Annotated in this window: 15 protein-coding genes; 9 read left to right on the forward strand and 6 right to left on the reverse strand. The window is 70.8% G+C overall.

Going from position 1 to position 15,376, the window contains the following annotated elements:
- Window positions 1–2: 2 nt before the first annotated feature.
- From ACFYXH_RS29560 to ACFYXH_RS29575, 4 genes are all read left to right on the forward strand, one after another.
- Window positions 3–1,208, forward strand: a complete 1,206-nt coding sequence (locus ACFYXH_RS29560; RefSeq protein WP_326653642.1) for an acyl-CoA dehydrogenase family protein — start codon at window positions 3–5, stop codon at window positions 1,206–1,208.
- Between the two features lie 169 nt (window positions 1,209–1,377).
- A complete protein-coding gene (locus ACFYXH_RS29565) occupies window positions 1,378–2,025 on the forward strand; it encodes a phosphatidylserine decarboxylase (RefSeq protein ID WP_362676823.1) in 648 nt (215 codons plus the stop codon).
- On the forward strand, window positions 2,018–2,875 hold the full coding sequence (gene pssA, locus ACFYXH_RS29570; protein WP_389569129.1) for a CDP-diacylglycerol--serine O-phosphatidyltransferase: 858 nt from the start codon (window positions 2,018–2,020) through the stop codon (window positions 2,873–2,875). Before ACFYXH_RS29565 ends, pssA begins: the two co-directional genes overlap by 8 nt.
- 4 nt (window positions 2,876–2,879) lie before the next feature.
- Window positions 2,880–3,356, forward strand: coding sequence for a hypothetical protein (locus ACFYXH_RS29575; protein WP_389569132.1), 477 nt, complete (start codon window positions 2,880–2,882; stop codon window positions 3,354–3,356).
- Window positions 3,357–3,524: 168 nt separating this feature from the next.
- Here ACFYXH_RS29575 and ACFYXH_RS29580 read toward each other — a convergent pair whose 3' ends face one another.
- The 5 genes from ACFYXH_RS29580 to ACFYXH_RS29600 form a co-directional block, all read right to left on the reverse strand.
- Entirely contained in the window at window positions 3,525–4,790 is a 1,266-nt protein-coding gene (locus ACFYXH_RS29580; protein ID WP_389569135.1) for an ABC transporter substrate-binding protein, read from the reverse strand.
- On the reverse strand, window positions 4,790–5,851 hold the full coding sequence (locus ACFYXH_RS29585) for a branched-chain amino acid ABC transporter permease (RefSeq protein ID WP_389569327.1): 1,062 nt from the start codon (window positions 5,849–5,851) through the stop codon (window positions 4,790–4,792). The genes ACFYXH_RS29580 and ACFYXH_RS29585 overlap by 1 nt, the downstream gene beginning before the upstream one ends.
- 49 nt (window positions 5,852–5,900) lie before the next feature.
- The gene (locus ACFYXH_RS29590) at window positions 5,901–6,791 is read right to left on the reverse strand and encodes a branched-chain amino acid ABC transporter permease (protein ID WP_389569138.1); all 891 of its coding nucleotides are present in this window, start codon (window positions 6,789–6,791) and stop codon (window positions 5,901–5,903) included.
- Window positions 6,788–7,621, reverse strand: coding sequence for an ABC transporter ATP-binding protein (locus ACFYXH_RS29595; protein ID WP_389569142.1), 834 nt, complete (start codon window positions 7,619–7,621; stop codon window positions 6,788–6,790). Before ACFYXH_RS29595 ends, ACFYXH_RS29590 begins: the two co-directional genes overlap by 4 nt.
- A gap of 91 nt (window positions 7,622–7,712) precedes the next feature.
- Window positions 7,713–8,519 (reverse strand): ABC transporter ATP-binding protein, encoded by an 807-nt coding sequence (locus ACFYXH_RS29600; protein ID WP_389569145.1) that lies wholly within the window; start codon window positions 8,517–8,519, stop codon window positions 7,713–7,715.
- A gap of 159 nt (window positions 8,520–8,678) precedes the next feature.
- Here ACFYXH_RS29600 and ACFYXH_RS29605 point away from each other — a divergent pair, with 159 nt between their 5' ends.
- Window positions 8,679–8,864: a hypothetical protein gene (locus ACFYXH_RS29605; RefSeq protein ID WP_389569148.1), complete on the forward strand. Its 186-nt coding sequence runs from the start codon at window positions 8,679–8,681 to the stop codon at window positions 8,862–8,864.
- Window positions 8,865–9,308: 444 nt separating this feature from the next.
- Here the strand turns inward: ACFYXH_RS29605 and ACFYXH_RS29610 are convergent, their stop codons facing one another.
- A complete protein-coding gene (locus ACFYXH_RS29610) occupies window positions 9,309–10,424 on the reverse strand; it encodes a glycerate kinase (protein WP_389569329.1) in 1,116 nt (371 codons plus the stop codon).
- A gap of 259 nt (window positions 10,425–10,683) precedes the next feature.
- Here ACFYXH_RS29610 and ACFYXH_RS29615 point away from each other — a divergent pair, with 259 nt between their 5' ends.
- Genes ACFYXH_RS29615 through ACFYXH_RS29630 form a run of 4 tightly spaced genes read left to right on the forward strand, consistent with a single transcriptional unit; the run spans window position 10,684 to window position 15,373 of the window.
- Window positions 10,684–11,760: an ADP-ribosylglycohydrolase family protein gene (locus ACFYXH_RS29615; protein WP_389569151.1), complete on the forward strand. Its 1,077-nt coding sequence runs from the start codon at window positions 10,684–10,686 to the stop codon at window positions 11,758–11,760.
- Between the two features lie 45 nt (window positions 11,761–11,805).
- A complete protein-coding gene (locus ACFYXH_RS29620; RefSeq protein ID WP_389569154.1) occupies window positions 11,806–12,213 on the forward strand; it encodes a CU044_2847 family protein in 408 nt (135 codons plus the stop codon).
- Window positions 12,213–14,381, forward strand: a complete 2,169-nt coding sequence (locus ACFYXH_RS29625) for a trypsin-like peptidase domain-containing protein (RefSeq protein ID WP_389569156.1) — start codon at window positions 12,213–12,215, stop codon at window positions 14,379–14,381. Before ACFYXH_RS29620 ends, ACFYXH_RS29625 begins: the two co-directional genes overlap by 1 nt.
- The gene (locus ACFYXH_RS29630; protein ID WP_389569159.1) at window positions 14,378–15,373 is read left to right on the forward strand and encodes an AAA family ATPase; all 996 of its coding nucleotides are present in this window, start codon (window positions 14,378–14,380) and stop codon (window positions 15,371–15,373) included. Before ACFYXH_RS29625 ends, ACFYXH_RS29630 begins: the two co-directional genes overlap by 4 nt.
- The last annotated feature ends 3 nt before the right edge of the window (window positions 15,374–15,376 follow it).

Below are 15,376 nucleotides of genomic sequence, written 5' to 3' on the forward strand. Positions count from 1 at the left end.
CCATGAGCCGACTCGCCCAGACCCACGGTCTGACCGACGTCCAGCAGGAAATCCTGGCCACCGTCCGGGATTTCGTCGACAAGGAGATCATTCCTGTCGCCACCGAGCTGGAGCACCGCGACGAGTATCCGACGCAGATCGTCGAAGGCCTCAAGGAACTCGGCCTGTTCGGGCTGATGATCCCGGAGGAGTACGGCGGCCTGGGCGAGTCGCTGCTCACCTACGCGCTGTGCGTCGAGGAGATTGCGCGTGGCTGGATGTCCGTCTCGGGCATCATCAATACGCATTTCATCGTGGCGTACATGCTCAAGCAGCACGGCACGCAGGAGCAGAAGGACACCTTCCTGCCGCGGATGGCGCTGGGCGAGACGCGTGGCGCGTTCTCGATGTCCGAGCCGGCTCTCGGCTCCGATGTGTCGGCGATCACCTCCAAGGGCGTCAAGGACGGCGACGAGTACGTCCTGACCGGCCAGAAGATGTGGCTCACGAACGGCGGAACGTCCAATCTGGTCGCCGTTCTGTGCCGGAGTGACGAAGGACACCCGGAGGGCACCGCCCCCCATAAGTCGATGACGACCTTCCTGGTCGAGAAGGAGCCCGGCTTCGGAGAGGTCCGCCCAGGCCTCACCATCCCCGGGAAGATCGACAAGATGGGCTACAAGGGTGTCGACACCACCGAGCTCATCATGGACGGACTGCGCATTCCGGCCAATCGGGTACTCGGCGGCACCACCGGCCGAGGGTTTTACCAAATGATGGACGGCGTCGAGGTCGGTCGCGTCAATGTCGCGGCGCGTGGCTGCGGAGTGGCGCAGCGTGCGTTCGAGCTGGGCGTCTCGTATGCGCAGCAGCGTCACACTTTCGGCAAGGCGATCGCTCAGCACCAGGCCATTCAGTTCAAGCTGGCCGAGATGGCTACCAAGGTCGAGGCCGCTCATGCGATGATGGTTAACGCGGCACGCAAAAAGGACTCCGGGGAACGAAACGACCTGGAGGCAGGGATGGCGAAGTACCTCGCCTCCGAATACTGCAAGGAAGTCGTCGAGGACGCCTTCCGAATCCACGGCGGTTACGGCTTCTCCAAGGAGTACGAGATCGAGCGCCTCTACCGCGAGGCGCCGATGCTGCTGATCGGTGAAGGTACCGCCGAGATCCAGAAAATGATCATTGGTCGTCGGCTGCTGGAGGAGTACCGATTCCAGGGTTGATTGTCGTATTTGAGTCGGTACGGCCGCGAAGAGGATCACACCGTGTCATCATCTTCCGGCCGCCGACTCGATTGCTGGCTTACCCAGTTGCGGCTCGCAACCGATAACATCGCCCGAAAGCCGCCGTCCCCCGTTGCCAGCGCGGCATCATCCGCTACGAAGGTCATCCATGCCCCACAGCCAAACCTCTGCACCACGCGGCCGCGTCCGCCTCGCGCGCGGAGCATCGCCGTGGCTTCTGCCGACCGTCGCCACCGCCGCACTCAGCTTGGCCCGATCGCGTCGCTCCAGGCGCGCCGCGGCCATCGCCGTGCCCACCACCGCGCTCGCGGCGGGCATGCTGTGGTTCTTCCGCGACCCCGAGCGCGAGATCACCCAGGGCCGGGTCATCTCGCCCGCCGACGGTGTGGTGCAGAGCATCATGCCGTGGAAGGACGGACGCACTCGCGTCGCGATCTTCATGAGCCCGCTGAACGTCCACGTCAACCGCGCTCCCCTCGCGGGCACCGTGACGTCCGTCGAGCACATCCCCGGCGGTTTCGTTCCCGCGTTCAACAAGGAGAGCGAGAACAACGAGCGCGTTGTCTGGCACTTCGACACCGAGCTCGGCGACATCGAGATGGTGCAGATCGCGGGCGCAGTCGCCCGGCGGATCGTGCCGTATCTCCCGCAGGGGACCAAGGTCGAGCAGGGCGAGCGCATTGGTCTGATCCGCTTCGGATCGCGCGTTGACATCTACCTTCCGGAAGGTGTCGACGTCGCTGTCGAGGTCGGTCAGACCACGACCGCGGGGGTGACTCGAATTGACCGTGATTGATCCTGACACACAGGCCGGCTGGGTCGCAGAGGCCGACGCCGAGGACGACGCGGAGGACATGCCGCTCTCTCTGCGGCTGTCGATAGCGGACACCCTCACGCTGGGTAACGCCACGTGTGGCTTCATGGCGGTGTACTTCACCACCACCGGGATCCTCATCCCGCACCTCACCGGCAGCAACGAGAGCGGCATGGCGCGCAACAGCGCCGCGACCGCCGTGATCCTGATGCTGCTGGCGGCGATCTTCGATCTCTGTGACGGGCTCGTGGCGCGCAAGCTGCGCAGCTCGCCGATGGGCGCGGAGCTGGACAACCTCTCCGACCTGATCAGCTTCGGGCTGGCCCCGGCGTACTTCGTACTCGTGTACGGAATGGTCGCGGACGACGCCCAGCAGAAGGTCTCGGCGGTGGCCGCGATCGTCGTGCTGCTGGCGGTGGTGCTGCGGCTTGCCAGATTCTCGTGCGTGACCATGAAGGACGGCATGTTCCAGGGCATGCCGAGCCCCTTCGGTGCGCTCACGGTCGTCTCGATCATCCTGCTCGAGCTGCCGTTCATCCCGACGCTGCTGGCGATCATCGGTACGGCATGGCTGATGGTGAGCCGGGTCGAGTACCCCAAGCCGCGAGGTGTCCTCGCGGTGGCGATGCTCGGCTGGATCGTCTCGGCGATGGGGATGCTGGCGGCGTGGGCGTTCGACGCTCCGGGCGGTCAGGTGCTGCTCCAGACCGGCTGCGCGCTTCAGATCGTGATGGCGGCGACGATTCCGCTCTTCGCGACGGCACGGCGTGTGAACACGTTCCGCGACAACCGCCGCGAGAACCGTGAGGCAAGGGCTGCTCAACTCCCCTAGAGCAGTGCATGTGCATGACGAGGGCCCGGGTGCGATCCGCACCCGGGCCCTCGTCATGTCCGTGGCCGACACCGATCCGGTCACCGCGGCCTCGCTGCTGGACGACGGCACGGAGCTGCCGGGGCTGCGGCCGGTCGCGATCGGCGGGGAACGGCTCCGGCTCGACGCGCAGGTACGGCTGGGGCGGGGGCTCGCCCCGGGCGCGCGGCCGATCAGCGGGTATGGGCCCACCGAGGGCGCCGGGTGCGAGACCTCGTTCGAGATCGGCCGGCTGCCGGGGCCGGTCGAGGATCCCGCGCGGCACGCCTGTCTCGGGCAGCCGTTCCCCGGCGGCGCAGCGCAGATCCGCAAGGGGCAGATCTGGCTCACAACGCCCGGCAGCGGTGACGCGGTTCCCACCGGGGATCTCGGGCGGCAGGACGGCTCGGGCCCGCTGGAGTTCCGGGGCTGGATGGCGCACCGTGTCACGGTGGACGGCTGATCGCCTCTGTGGACGCGCCTCAATCGCCGGACAGGCTTGATTTTCAAGCCCGTCCGGCGATTGAGGACATGCGGCCGAAGGCCGTATACGGGGGTCTGGGGGCGAAGCCCCCTGGTCCGCGCCGCTAAGCCGGCGCAGGGGGCGGGGGCTTGCCCCCAGAAGGGTGACTCAGCTGCCCGACTTGTACGACTCCGCCGACTTGGACACCGCCGCCGGCCGCACCACCTTCAGCCCCCCCGGCACCTTGAGGTCCGGCTTCATGATCAGACTCTGCCGGGTCGACGGCGCCGCCGGGTCCGAGAAGTTGTTCGTGATGCCGAAGCCGTTGTCGTAGGAGGAGACGGTGAGCAGCGCCTTGTCGATGCCCTCTCGTGTCAGGTCCTTGGCCGCGCAGGCCTTCTTCAGCACCTCGCCGTAGACGCTCGCCGCGGTGTAGCCCGCGACCACGCCGTTGTCGAGACCGTCCTTGGGGTAGGCGGCCTTGTACTCCTTGGCCAGCTTCGCCGGGCCCGCGCCCGGGTCGCCGATGGGGAGGGTGGAGGCGGCGACGTAGTAGTCCTTCGTCAGCGCGGGCGCCGCCGGGGTACCCAGCAGCTGCGGCGCGAAGGCGGAGTTGTTACCGATCATGGGGACCTTGAAGCCGCCCGCCGCGGCGACACCGACCAGCGAGGCCGCCTGACGTGGTCCGGCGCTGATGACGACCGCCTTGACGCCTGCCTTCTTGAGCGCGGCGACCTGGGCGGACATGTCGTTGTCGGTCGGCTTGATCTTCTGCTCGACGATGGTCAGACCCGCCTGCTGCGCCGCGTACTTCGAGCCCTTCAGCGCGTTCTCCCCGAAGTCGCCCTCGAAGTAGACGTGACCGATCTTGTCGCCCTTGGCGATGCGCTTCTGGCTGAGCAGATAGTCGACCGCGTTGATCGTCTCGATGTCGTACGTCGCTCCCACGACCCGGATGTACGGGCTGCCCAGCAGCGATGCCGACCAGGCCTGGGGCACCACGAGTGCCTTGTCCTGGCCGTCGATACGGCCCTTGACCGCGGCGACGAAGGGCGAGCCGATGAACTCGGAGAAGCCGAGCACCTTCGGTTCGAGTTCGGTGTACGCGGCGACGGCCTTCTGCGGGTCGTAGCCGTGGTCCCGGACGGTGAGCTCGATGGTGCGGCCGCAGATACCGCCGGCCGCGTTGGTCTGCTTCGCCCACAGCCGCTGCGCCTGGGTGACGCTCTTGCCGAGCGAGGCGTAGACGCCGGTCATGTCGGTGAGGACGCCGAGGTTGATGGTCTTGGCCGTGACGCCGTCACCGGTCTTCACCCCTCCGGCGTCCTTCTCGCCCCCGCCCCCGTCGGTGGCCTTCGAGCTGCATCCGGCGAGGCCGGCGCTGGTCAGGGTCAGGGCGGCGGCCAGCGCCGCCGCGTACAGACGTGGCTTCATTACTTCTCCCGAGAGGTGATGAGACGGGTGAGTCCGCCGGGCAGGAAGAGGACGACCGCGACGACCGCGGCGCCGTACAGGTAGCGCGATGCCTCGCCGGGTGAGACGCCGCCCGTACCAGGGGCGGAGACCAGCGGGAGGGTGTCGCTGTAGTGGGTGAGGAGCTGGGGCAGCAGAGAGACGAAGGCCGCGCCGACGACGGCGCCGGCGACCGTGCCGAGACCCCCGATCACGATCATCGCGAGGAATTCGAGCGACAGGATCACACCGAAGTACTCGGGGACGGTCCGCTGGAAGACCAGGGCGATCAGTACGCCGGCGAGTCCCGCGTACATGGAGGAGAGGACGAAGACGGCGGCCCGGTAGCGGGCGACCGGGACGCCCATGACACCCGCGGCGATGCGGTGGTCGCGGATGGCGTTCATGGCGCGGCCGGGGCGGCCTCGTAGCACTCCGCGGGCGAAGAGGCCGCTCCCGATGAGGGCGAGCAGTGCCACGTACCAGAGCTTCTCGGCGGACTGGAAGGGGACGGCTGCGATGACCGTCTCGCTGTCGTCGAAGTCGATGCCGAAGAGCGAGAGGGGCGGAACCGCCCGGCCGTTGAAACCTCCTGTCAGATCATGAGCGTTGAAGAGGACGTGCTGGCCGATGAAGATCAGCGCGAGCGTGGCGATGCCCAGATACGCGCCGCGCAGCCGTCCCGCGATGGGGCTGAACAGGCCGCCCGCCGCGCCCGCCACGAGCACCGCCAGTACGGCGGCGAGCCAGGTCGGGAGTCCGAGTCCGACGAGGCGGTGACCGTTCTCCACGCCGCTGTCGCCCGCCAGGATGCAGTAGCTGTAGGCCCCCACCGCCAGGAAGAACGCGTGCCCCATGGACAGCTGCCCGGTGGCGCCGGTGAGGAGGTTGATGCCGATGGCGCCGATCGCGGCGGCCATCGCGAAGAGTCCGGCCTGCAGCCAGAAGCGGTCGAGGTAGAAGGGCAGGGCGAGGAGCAGGACGGTGCCGGCGAACCAGACGTAGGCATGGGGACTCTTCAGGTACGCCCTGGGGCTCTTCACGTACGCCTTGAGGCTCGTTGCCACGTCTGCCTCGGGGCTCTTCAGCGTCTCAGACACGGGCGGGCTCCTTTGTGCCGAAGAGTCCGGCGGGCCTGAGCAGCAGGACGAGCACCATCACCAGATACGGCGCGAGATCGCCGATCCCCCGGCCCAGGAAGGACAGTTCGCTCTGGTAGCCGGTGGCGAAGGACTCGGTGACACCGACGATCAGACCGCCCGCGAGCGCGCCGGTGGTGGAGTCGAGCCCGCCGAGGATCGCCGCCGGGAAGGCCTTGAGTGCGGCGAGCGAGGTGGCGCGTTCGAGCCCCGGGGTCGGGAACACGGTGAGGAAGAGCGCGGCGACCGCGGCGAGCGCACCCGCGACCGCCCAGGCGGCGAGCGATACCCGGCCCAGGCGTACCCCCATCAGCGCGGCGGTCTCGGGATTCTCAGCCGCCGCGCGCATCGACACGCCCCACGAGGTGTACCGGAACGCGAGCAGGAACGCGGTGATGAGCAGGGCCGCCGAGACGAAGGCGGCGATACGGGTCTGCGCGATGGTGATGTCCCCGATGGTGACGACGCGGTCGCCCCACGGGTCACCGAGCGCGAGGACGTCCGTGCCGATACGGCGGGTGAGTTCGGTGGTCAGAAGGATGTCGACGCCGATGGTGACGATGGCCAGGACGCTGTGGTCGGAGCCCCGGTAGCGGCGCATGACGAGGAATTCCACGGCCGCGCCGACGAGGGCCGCGCCCGCGATGCCGACGGCGAGCGCGCCCCAGAAACCGATGTCGTCGTGGAGTACGGCGGTGACATAGCCGCCTGCAAGAAGCAGGGACGCGTGGGCGAAGTTGACGACTTCGGTGGCCTTGAAGATGACGACGAAGCCGAGCGCGATCAGCGCGTAGACGGCGCCGATGGAGAGTCCGCCGAGGAGTAGTTCGGTGAAGGTCGTCATGCCTGGGCCTCCGTTCCTAGATAGGCCTGTACGACGGCCGGGTCGCTCTGTACGTGGGCGGGGGTGCCGTCGGCGATCCGGCGCCCGAAGTCGAGTACGGTCACGGCGTCCGCGAGCCGCATCACCATCCCCATGTCGTGTTCGACGAGCACGATGGAGATGCCGAGGCTGTCGCGTACGCCCGCGATGATGGAGGCGGTCTGCCGCCGCTCGTCCGCGGTCATCCCGGCGACGGGCTCGTCGAGGAGCAGCAGCCGCGGCTCCATGCACAGCGCGCGGCCGAGCTCGACGAGCTTCTGCTTTCCGTACGGGAGTGCTCCCGCGGGCCGGTCCAGATCGCCGCCGAGTCCGGTGAACTCCGCGATCTCCCGTACCCGCTCCAGGTGTTCGCGCGCCTCGCGAGCGGCGGACGGCAGCCGCAGCCCGGCGGCGAGGAACCCGGCGCGGGTGAGCCGGTGTCGGCCGAGCAGCAGGCTGTCGGCGACGGTGGCGTGCGGCGGGAGCGCGAGGTTCTGGAAGGTACGGGCGATGCCGAGGGCGGCGATGCGGTCGGGAGGGAGCCCGGTGAGCTCGCTCTCGCCGAAGCGGACGCTGCCGGAGGTGGCCCGGTAGACGCCGGACAGGACGTTGAAGGAGGTGGACTTGCCGGCGCCGTTGGGGCCGATGAGGGCGTGGACGCTGCCGGGCTGGACGGTGAAGGAGACGGAGTCGAGGGCGGTGAGCCCGGCGAAGCGGACGGTGAGGTCGGTGACGTCGAGGGCGGGCACGGCGCCGCCGGATGCGGTGAGGTCGAGGGCGGGCACGGCGCCGCCGGATGCGGTGTCGGTCATCGGTGCCCCCTGCCGGATGCGGGCCGCAGTCCGCTGACCGGGGCTGCGCCCCGGATCCCGCGCCTCACCTGCCGGCCGGATTCCACAATGCTCATGCCGGCCACCTCCTCAGCGTCTGCGCCGCCGCCTGTGCGCGGGACGCATCCGCGGCCGCGTCCTCGTCCACCACACCCAGATACCGCCGGCGCACCTCGTCCGAGGCGGCGAGCTCGTCCGCAGGGCCCGAGAGGACGACCTCGCCCACGTCGAGTACGTACGCCGACGAGGCCAGCCGCAGCGCGATCGCGGCGTTCTGCTCGACCAGCAGGACCGATGTGCCGGTGGCGTTGATCTCCTGCACCGTCTCGGCGATCCGGGCCGCCATCAGCGGGGCGAGGCCGAGCGACGGCTCGTCGAGCAGCAGCAGCCGTGGCCGGGCCATCAACGCCCGTCCCATCGCGAGCATTTGCTGCTCCCCGCCCGACAGCAGTCCGGCCCGCTGGTGGGCGCGGTCGGCGAGGACGGGGAAGAGCTCATGCACCCGGGCGAGGGCCTCGGCGCTCGACCGGCGCCCGCCGGTCGAGCCCAGGGCGCCCGCCCGGAGATTGTCCGCGACGGTCATCCGCGCGAAGACCTGCCGTCCCTCCGGGACCTGGACGACGCCTGCGGCGACGACCCGAGCGGCGCTCAGTCCTTCGAGCGGGCGGCCGTCGAAGCGGATGCTGCCGGACGTGACGTGTCCGCGCTGAAAACCGAGAGTGCGGGAGACGGCGCGCAGCAGGGTCGATTTGCCGGCACCGTTGCCGCCGAGGACGGCGACGATCGCGCCCTCGGGTACATCGACTGTGACGTCGCGCAGTGCCCGCACCGGCCCGTAGCCGACGGACAGCGCACGCACTTCGAGTGAGGCGGCTGCCATGCAGACCCCCTTTCCGGGCTTGTTCGAAATTGCCTGTGGGGGCACACATCAGCACCGGTCGGACGTACCGTCCAGGCGGTATGCCCGAATCGCTGCGGATGACCAGCGGTGCGGCGCGCGCATTGTGCACCGGCACAAGGACTGGCATCCTCACAGGTCATGGGTGGTCGCAGTGCGCGCACCGAGCGTGAGTGGTCCGTCCTGGTGAGCGCCGCCCAGGTGCTTCTGGAGCGCGTGCCGCGGCTGACGGACCAACTCATCGAGGAACTTCGCGCCCACTCACCGCAGTTCGATTTCGCTGTGCCGCCGGACGAGCACGCTTGGTGGCCCCGCCGCCAAGGGTGACCCGGTCTTGTCCGGTGGCCGTTTGGGGTCCGCTCCGGGGTTGCGCCGGGACTGCATGATTTACGGCGCGTTGGGGGCGGTCGGAGGGCGGCTGCTTCCTGTGGCGCCACAAATCACGCTCTACGTCCCGACTCCACCCGCTGCGCGTCCCCCCGCCCGTCACCGGCAAGGACTCTCCGTCCTCTGCCCCGTCCGCTCGCGAACCGCCCGTGAAGCCCCTGCTCCGGTCGGGGACCCGGGGCTGCAGTGGTGCGGCCGGCGCCTGCGCCGTGTAGGTGTTGGGCCTCAGCCACACCTCATCCTCGGGCCGTGCACCCGAGCCGGCGCCCTGGGGGTGCGGGGGCGTCAGCCGTCGCGTCCGCCTCCAGCCGGGTCCGGGGCGGCGACCCGGTTTCGGGAAGGGACGGGGTGGGGGAAGCGCACCCCCCGCCCCGGCCCACCACCTCAGATCAGGAAGTCCCGCGCAATGCTCGCCGCCACCCGTTCCAGCAGCGGCCCCGCCTCCGCCATGCAGCGGGCCGGGTCCGGCTCCAGTGCCGTGAGGGCGTACGCGCGGCGGATGCCCGCGCGACCCAGCGCCTCCGGTGGCAGGGTCAGGCGGCCGCAGACCGCCACGACGTCGATGTTCTGCGCGCGCGCAGCCGCCGCGACGCCCGCCGGGGCCTTGCCGTGGAGCGTCTGCTCGTCGAGGGAGCCCTCGCCCGTGATGACCAGGGTCGCCCGCTCCAGCGCCGGCGCGAAGCCGAGCACGTCGAGCATGATCTCGATGCCCGGCCGGAAGCTCGCGCCGAGGGCGACCAACGCGCCGTAGCCAATGCCGCCCGCCGCCCCCGCGCCGGGCAGTTCGGCCTGCTCCGGGCCGAGGACGGAGGCGTAGTGCGCCAGCGCCGCGTCCAGCGTGGCGACGTCCTCCGGTGTCGCGCCCTTCTGTGGGCCGTACACCGCCGGCGCGCCCTTCGGCCCCGTCAGCGGGTTGTCCACGTCGCTCGCCAGGACCAGCTCCACGTCCTTGAAGCGGGGGTCCAGGCCGGACAGGTCCGCGGACGCAAGGTCGCGCAGTCCGCCGCCGCCCGGCCCCACCGGCTCGCCGTCCGCGTCCAGGAAGCGCGCGCCGAGCGCGGCCAGCATGCCCGCGCCGCCGTCCGTCGTCGCGCTGCCGCCGACGCCGAAGACAATCGTCCGCGCTCCCGCGTCGAGCGCCGCGCGCAGCAGTTCACCGGAGCCGTATGTCGTCGAGGTGAGTGGCGCGAACACGCCGTCCGGGAGGTGCTGGAGGCCCGAGGCCTCCGCCATCTCCACCACCGCGGTGCCCTCCCGCAGAGCGTACGCCGCGGTCAGGGACTCGCCGAGCGGCCCGGTCACCCGGACCTCGCGGCGCTCGAACCCGGCCGCCACCGCGGCGGCGACCGTGCCGTCACCGCCGTCCGCGACGGGCAGGGTCTCGACCGCCAGACCGGGCACCACCCGCTGGAGGCCCGCCGTCACCCGCTCAGCGACCTGTACGGCCGTGAGAGAGCCCTTGAACTTGTCAGCCGCGACGAGCACACGCGCGGGCTGAATAACTGCTCCGTCCGTCACCTTGCTATCCCTTGCTTTCGAACAGGCAGTCGCGCCTCCCCGACCCTATCCGCCAGGTCAGACGGCATGCCACCCCATCATGGTGCGACATTCCGCCACATAGCCGGGTGCTGCTCGGTCGGCCGACGTCCGCGAGCCGTATATCCGGCGCACCGCCCGGGAGCCGTCGCCGACCGGCAGCTGAAAGCCTTCGGGCACCCACCACCGCGCGGTTCCGGCGCCCATTCGGTAAACCGGACGTATGGGCCTACAGCACGCCGACCTCGCCGACCGGATCCTCGGCGGCTGGCTGGGCAGAGTCGCCGGCAACATGCTCGGCAAGCCGGTCGAGCGCGGCGACCACTGGACCCGCGACCGCATCGACCGCTATCTGCGCCGCACCGACGCCCTTCCACTCACCGACTATCTCCCCGAGCCGCCGCCCGACGCGGAAGCCGAGGGGTTCGAGCTGCGTCCCGAGTGGCGCCAGTGCGTACGGGGCCGGATCCACGGCAGTTGCCGGGACGACGACGTGGACTACAGCATCCTCGGCCTGCATCTCCTCCAGACCCACGGCTTCGACTTCACGACCGAGCAGGTGGGCGAGGCGTGGCTGCTGCATCTGCCGTTCCTGCAGACCTTCACCGCCGAGCGGGCCGCCTACCGCAACCTCGCGAACGGCCTCAAGCCCCCGCTCACCGCCACCCACGACAATCCCTACCAGGAGTGGATCGGCGCCCTCATCCGCGCCGACATCTTCGGCTGGACCTCCCCCGGCGACCCGCGCCGCGCCGCCGCGCTCGCCCGCCGCGACGCCGTCCTCTCGCACACCGGCAACGGCGTGTACGGCGCGATGTGGGCGGCTGCCCTGATCGCCGCCGCGTTCACCGCGGACACCCCGCGCGAGGCGATCGAAGCGGCGCTGGAAGTCATCCCCGCCAGATGCCGCCTCGCCCGCGCGGTACGCCACACCGTCGCCCTGCACGCGTCCGGGACATCCTGGTCCGACACGCTCAGCGAGCTGGCAGCGGAGACGGGCAGCCTCGGCTGGATCCACACCGTTCCGAACGCCGCAGTGATCACGGCAGGACTGCTGTACGGCGCCGGCGACTTCACCCCGACCATCGGCCTCACGGTCCGCGGGGGCCTGGACACCGACTCCAACGGGGCGACGGCAGGCTCGGTGGCGGGCGTGCTGTGCGGGGCCTCCGCCATCCCGCCGCAGTGGACCGACCCGCTGGAGGACCTGGTGCGCAGCGCGGTGTTCGGGTTCGACGGCGTACGGATCAGCGAACTGGCGGAGCGTACGGTGCAGTTGGCGGCGGTCGCCGCCGGTTGAGCTGAAACCGCTGCCGTCGGGGGGCCTCATCTGCACAATGGTCAGATGCCTGCGTACATGGAACTCGCGCTGTCGGACGGTTCACAGGTTCGCCTCGAGCTGTCCGAGGCCGGAGAGCCGCTCGCCGTACCGTCGCAGAGCAACGGCAGGGCCGATCTGCCGGAAGGGTTCGGTGCGGCCGAGCCCGTGGCGAGCGGCGCCGGACGGGCAGCGACGCTCGCGGCGGACGCACTGCGCACGGCGCTGCGCCCGCTCGGTCCGCTGCTGGACGAGGTCCACGGCGCGGTGTCAGCGTCCGAGAACCCGCCACAGGAGGTCACCGTCGCGTTCGGCGTCGAGATCGGACAGGACCTGAAGCTGGGTATCGTCGGGGCCAACGGCAAGGCCACCATGAGCATTTCGGCGACCTGGCAGACCGGGCAGGCCACGCAGACCGGGACACCGCAGCGCTGATGGGCTGGTTCAGAAGGCCGGCGGCCACCGCGCCCCGCGTCTCCGTGCTGCACGACGGCGCGTCGACCGCCGCCGGCGGCGCCGCACTGCTGTCCGCCCGGCGATTAGTGACCTGCGCGCATGTCGTCAATGACGCGCTGGGCCGCGATCTGTACGCCGCGGCGCCGCCGGCCGCCGACGCGCTGCGCCTCGCCTTCCACGGTCCGGGGTCGCCCCAGTACCGCACTGCCCGGCTCTCGGTGTGGGTGCCGCCGCAGTGGGGCTCGTCCTCAATGGTCTGGCAGGGCGATCTCGCTGTACTGGAACTCGAGGAGCCCGTCCCCGGGTGGCTGAGCCCCGTCGTCTGGCGCGACATGGCCGAGGGGCAGACACTGCGGGCGTGGCACGGCGGCGGGGAGGCCATCGCCTTCGCCGACACCGAAGTGAAGCTCCAGGAGGGCCGGTTCGGCTATCTGGACGGTCAGCTGTCCGGCGCCGCCATCGGCCCCGGCTTCAGCGGCGGCCCACTGTGGGCGACGGACGACGCCACGGTTGTGGGCCTGGTCGTGGCCCATGTGATGCCCGGCGACGGGCCGATGAGCCCGCAGACCACGGTGCGGCGCAGCTGGGCGGTGCCGTGGCAGGCGATCCGGGACGAGCTGGAGCGGGCGGGGGCGGCCGAAACCGTCGCCGAGTGCACCGTGCACCAGAGGGCGTACACGACAGCGGTGTGCGGCGACGGCTCCACGGCAGGCCGCCTCACCGCCGAGCTGTGGTCGCTGCTCGGCGACCCGGTGCGCCGGGCGCAGCACGCCCGCACGCTGGCGGCCCGGCTCGGATACGAACCCCCGGCCGGCGAATCCGCCCCGTCCGTGGAGGAGTTGGCGCAGCTGCTCGCCTCGGAGGAACGCGCGCTCGCGACGCTCACCGAGTCACTGGCCCCCACCGTCCAGGGCGGCCCGTCCCGCGCCGGGCTCGACCGGCTGCTCGCCCTGGGCAGGCTGACCGGTACGGCCCGGCTGCTCTCCCTCGACGAACACCTGTTTCTTTTACGGGAGTTGACACTGGCCGCCGTCGCGGACGCCGCGCTGCTGCCGCGGGCGGCCCGCGAGGCGCTGCGGTACATAGTCCCGCCCAGTTCCCTCAGCGGCACCAGGTTGAATCCGCGGGACCTCGATGCGGCGGTGACGGAGCTGGAGGCGTACCGCGACGGCGGGCAGCCCGCGGACGGCATCCCGCCGGTGCCCGCCCTGCTCACCTTGGTGGAGTATGTGGCCGCGGCCACCGCACCGCCGGTGCGCGAGGCCCTGCATGCCTGGTCGGAGCGGGTCGCGACACGGCTCGGGAGCCACCCGGCCGCGCTGCAGCTGCGCCGCGCGGACGCCGCGGCCTGGGCGGCCTACCGCCCCTCCCCCGTCGTCCGTCTGGTCGCCGAGATCTCCGGTCCGCCCGACCGGTATCAGTGCGCACTGTGGGAGGTGCGCCAGGACGGCGCGACGGCCTCGCTGGCCACTGCGGACCGGCCGCGCAGCGCGGCCGAGATCGCCCGGCTGATCCGTGAGGCGGCCGAGAACCCCCGGGAAGAATGCGGCCAGGGCGTCACCCATGTGGACATCCTCGTCGACCGGGAGGGACTCCAGCTGCCCTTCGACGAGTGGGAGGCGGCCAGTTCGGTGGAGTTTCTGCCGAGGGTCCCGCTCGGGGTGAAGTTCCGTATCGCGCTGCGCTGCCCGGAGGTGAGCGCCCGCGCACCGCGCCGCGAGGCCGAGCTGCGCCGCCGCTGGGAGAGTGCCCACACCGGGCCGCTCGTCGTCGACGAGAGCTGTGCGTCGCCGGAGAAGGTGTACGCGCTGCTCGAGACCAGCCACCGGGACACCGCTCAGGTCGTCCTGCACGGCCCGCGCGCCCCGCGCGAGGCACTGCTCCAGCTCTGTCTGGCCCTCGGCGTCCCGGTGGTCCTGTGGGACCGGGACGCCGAGAACCACGAACACGCCCATCGGCTCGACGACATCGCCCCCGCCGGACCACTGCACCAACTCCCCGAGCGCATACAGCACTTCAGGGCCGGCCAGTACGGAGCGGGCATCCCCTCGCCCGCCCGGCCCTCGCTGGTGTGGGAGAACACGGAGCTGCCACTGCCGGGCGGGCTCGAACTGCTTGACCCCGCGGAAGGAGCGGACATCCGATGAGCCCCGCCCAGGACAACAACCGGGACAACAACCAGGGCAACGGCGACTGGAGGCTGTTCCGCGGCGACGGACTGGCCCGTACGGTCGACTTCCCCGAGGCCCCTCCGTGGCGCCGCTTCGATCCCCCGTCCGCGGCGACAGGGGGTCCGCGGCCCCCGCTGCCGTATCTGATCGGGCCCGCCGAGGCCGATGTCGTCAGCGCCGCGCTGCATCTGCGCCGCCCCCTGCTGGTGACCGGCCAGCCCGGCACCGGCAAGTCGTCCCTGGGGCACGCCATCGCGCACGAGCTGCGGCTCGGCCGGGTGCTGCACTGGCCGGTCAACAGCCGGGCCACGCTGCAGGACGCGCTCTACCGCTACGACGCGATCGGCCGGCTCCGTGAGTCGAACCTCGGGCGTGAGGCGGGCGAGGTCTCCGACGATCTCGGCATCGGCTCGTACGTACGACTCGGACCACTCGGTACGGCGCTGGTGCCCGGCGCACGCCCGCGCGTTCTGCTCGTCGACGAGCTCGACAAGGGGGACGTCGATCTCCCCAACGATCTGCTGAACGTCTTCGAGGAGGGCGAGTTCGAGATCCCCGAGCTGGCCCGGCTGCCCGAGGACCAGGCCTCGGTCCGGGTGATGACGGCCGACCCCGACACCTGGACCGAGGTGGCCAGGGGCCGGGTGCGTTGCTCGGAATTCCCCGTCGTGGTCATCACCAGCAACGGCGAACGCGACTTCCCGCCCGCCTTTCTGCGCCGCTGTGTACGGCTCGCTCTGCCGGAGCCCGACGAGGACAGGCTGCTCGCCATCGTCCGCGCCCATCTGGGTCCGGCGGATCTGGACGGTAACGACGAGCTGCTGCGGGCCTTCCTCGCGCGGCGAGCCCGCGGCGAACTCGCCACCGACCAGCTGCTGAACGCGGTGTTCCTGCGCAAGGGCGGGGTGGACCTGGACGCCGACGGGCTGCTCGACGCCGTACTGCACCGGCTCGGCGGGACGGTGTAGCGC

It is taken from the genome of Streptomyces sp. NPDC002730, assembly GCF_042888805.1.
In the GTDB taxonomy this organism is placed as follows: Bacteria; Actinomycetota; Actinomycetes; order Streptomycetales; family Streptomycetaceae; genus Streptomyces.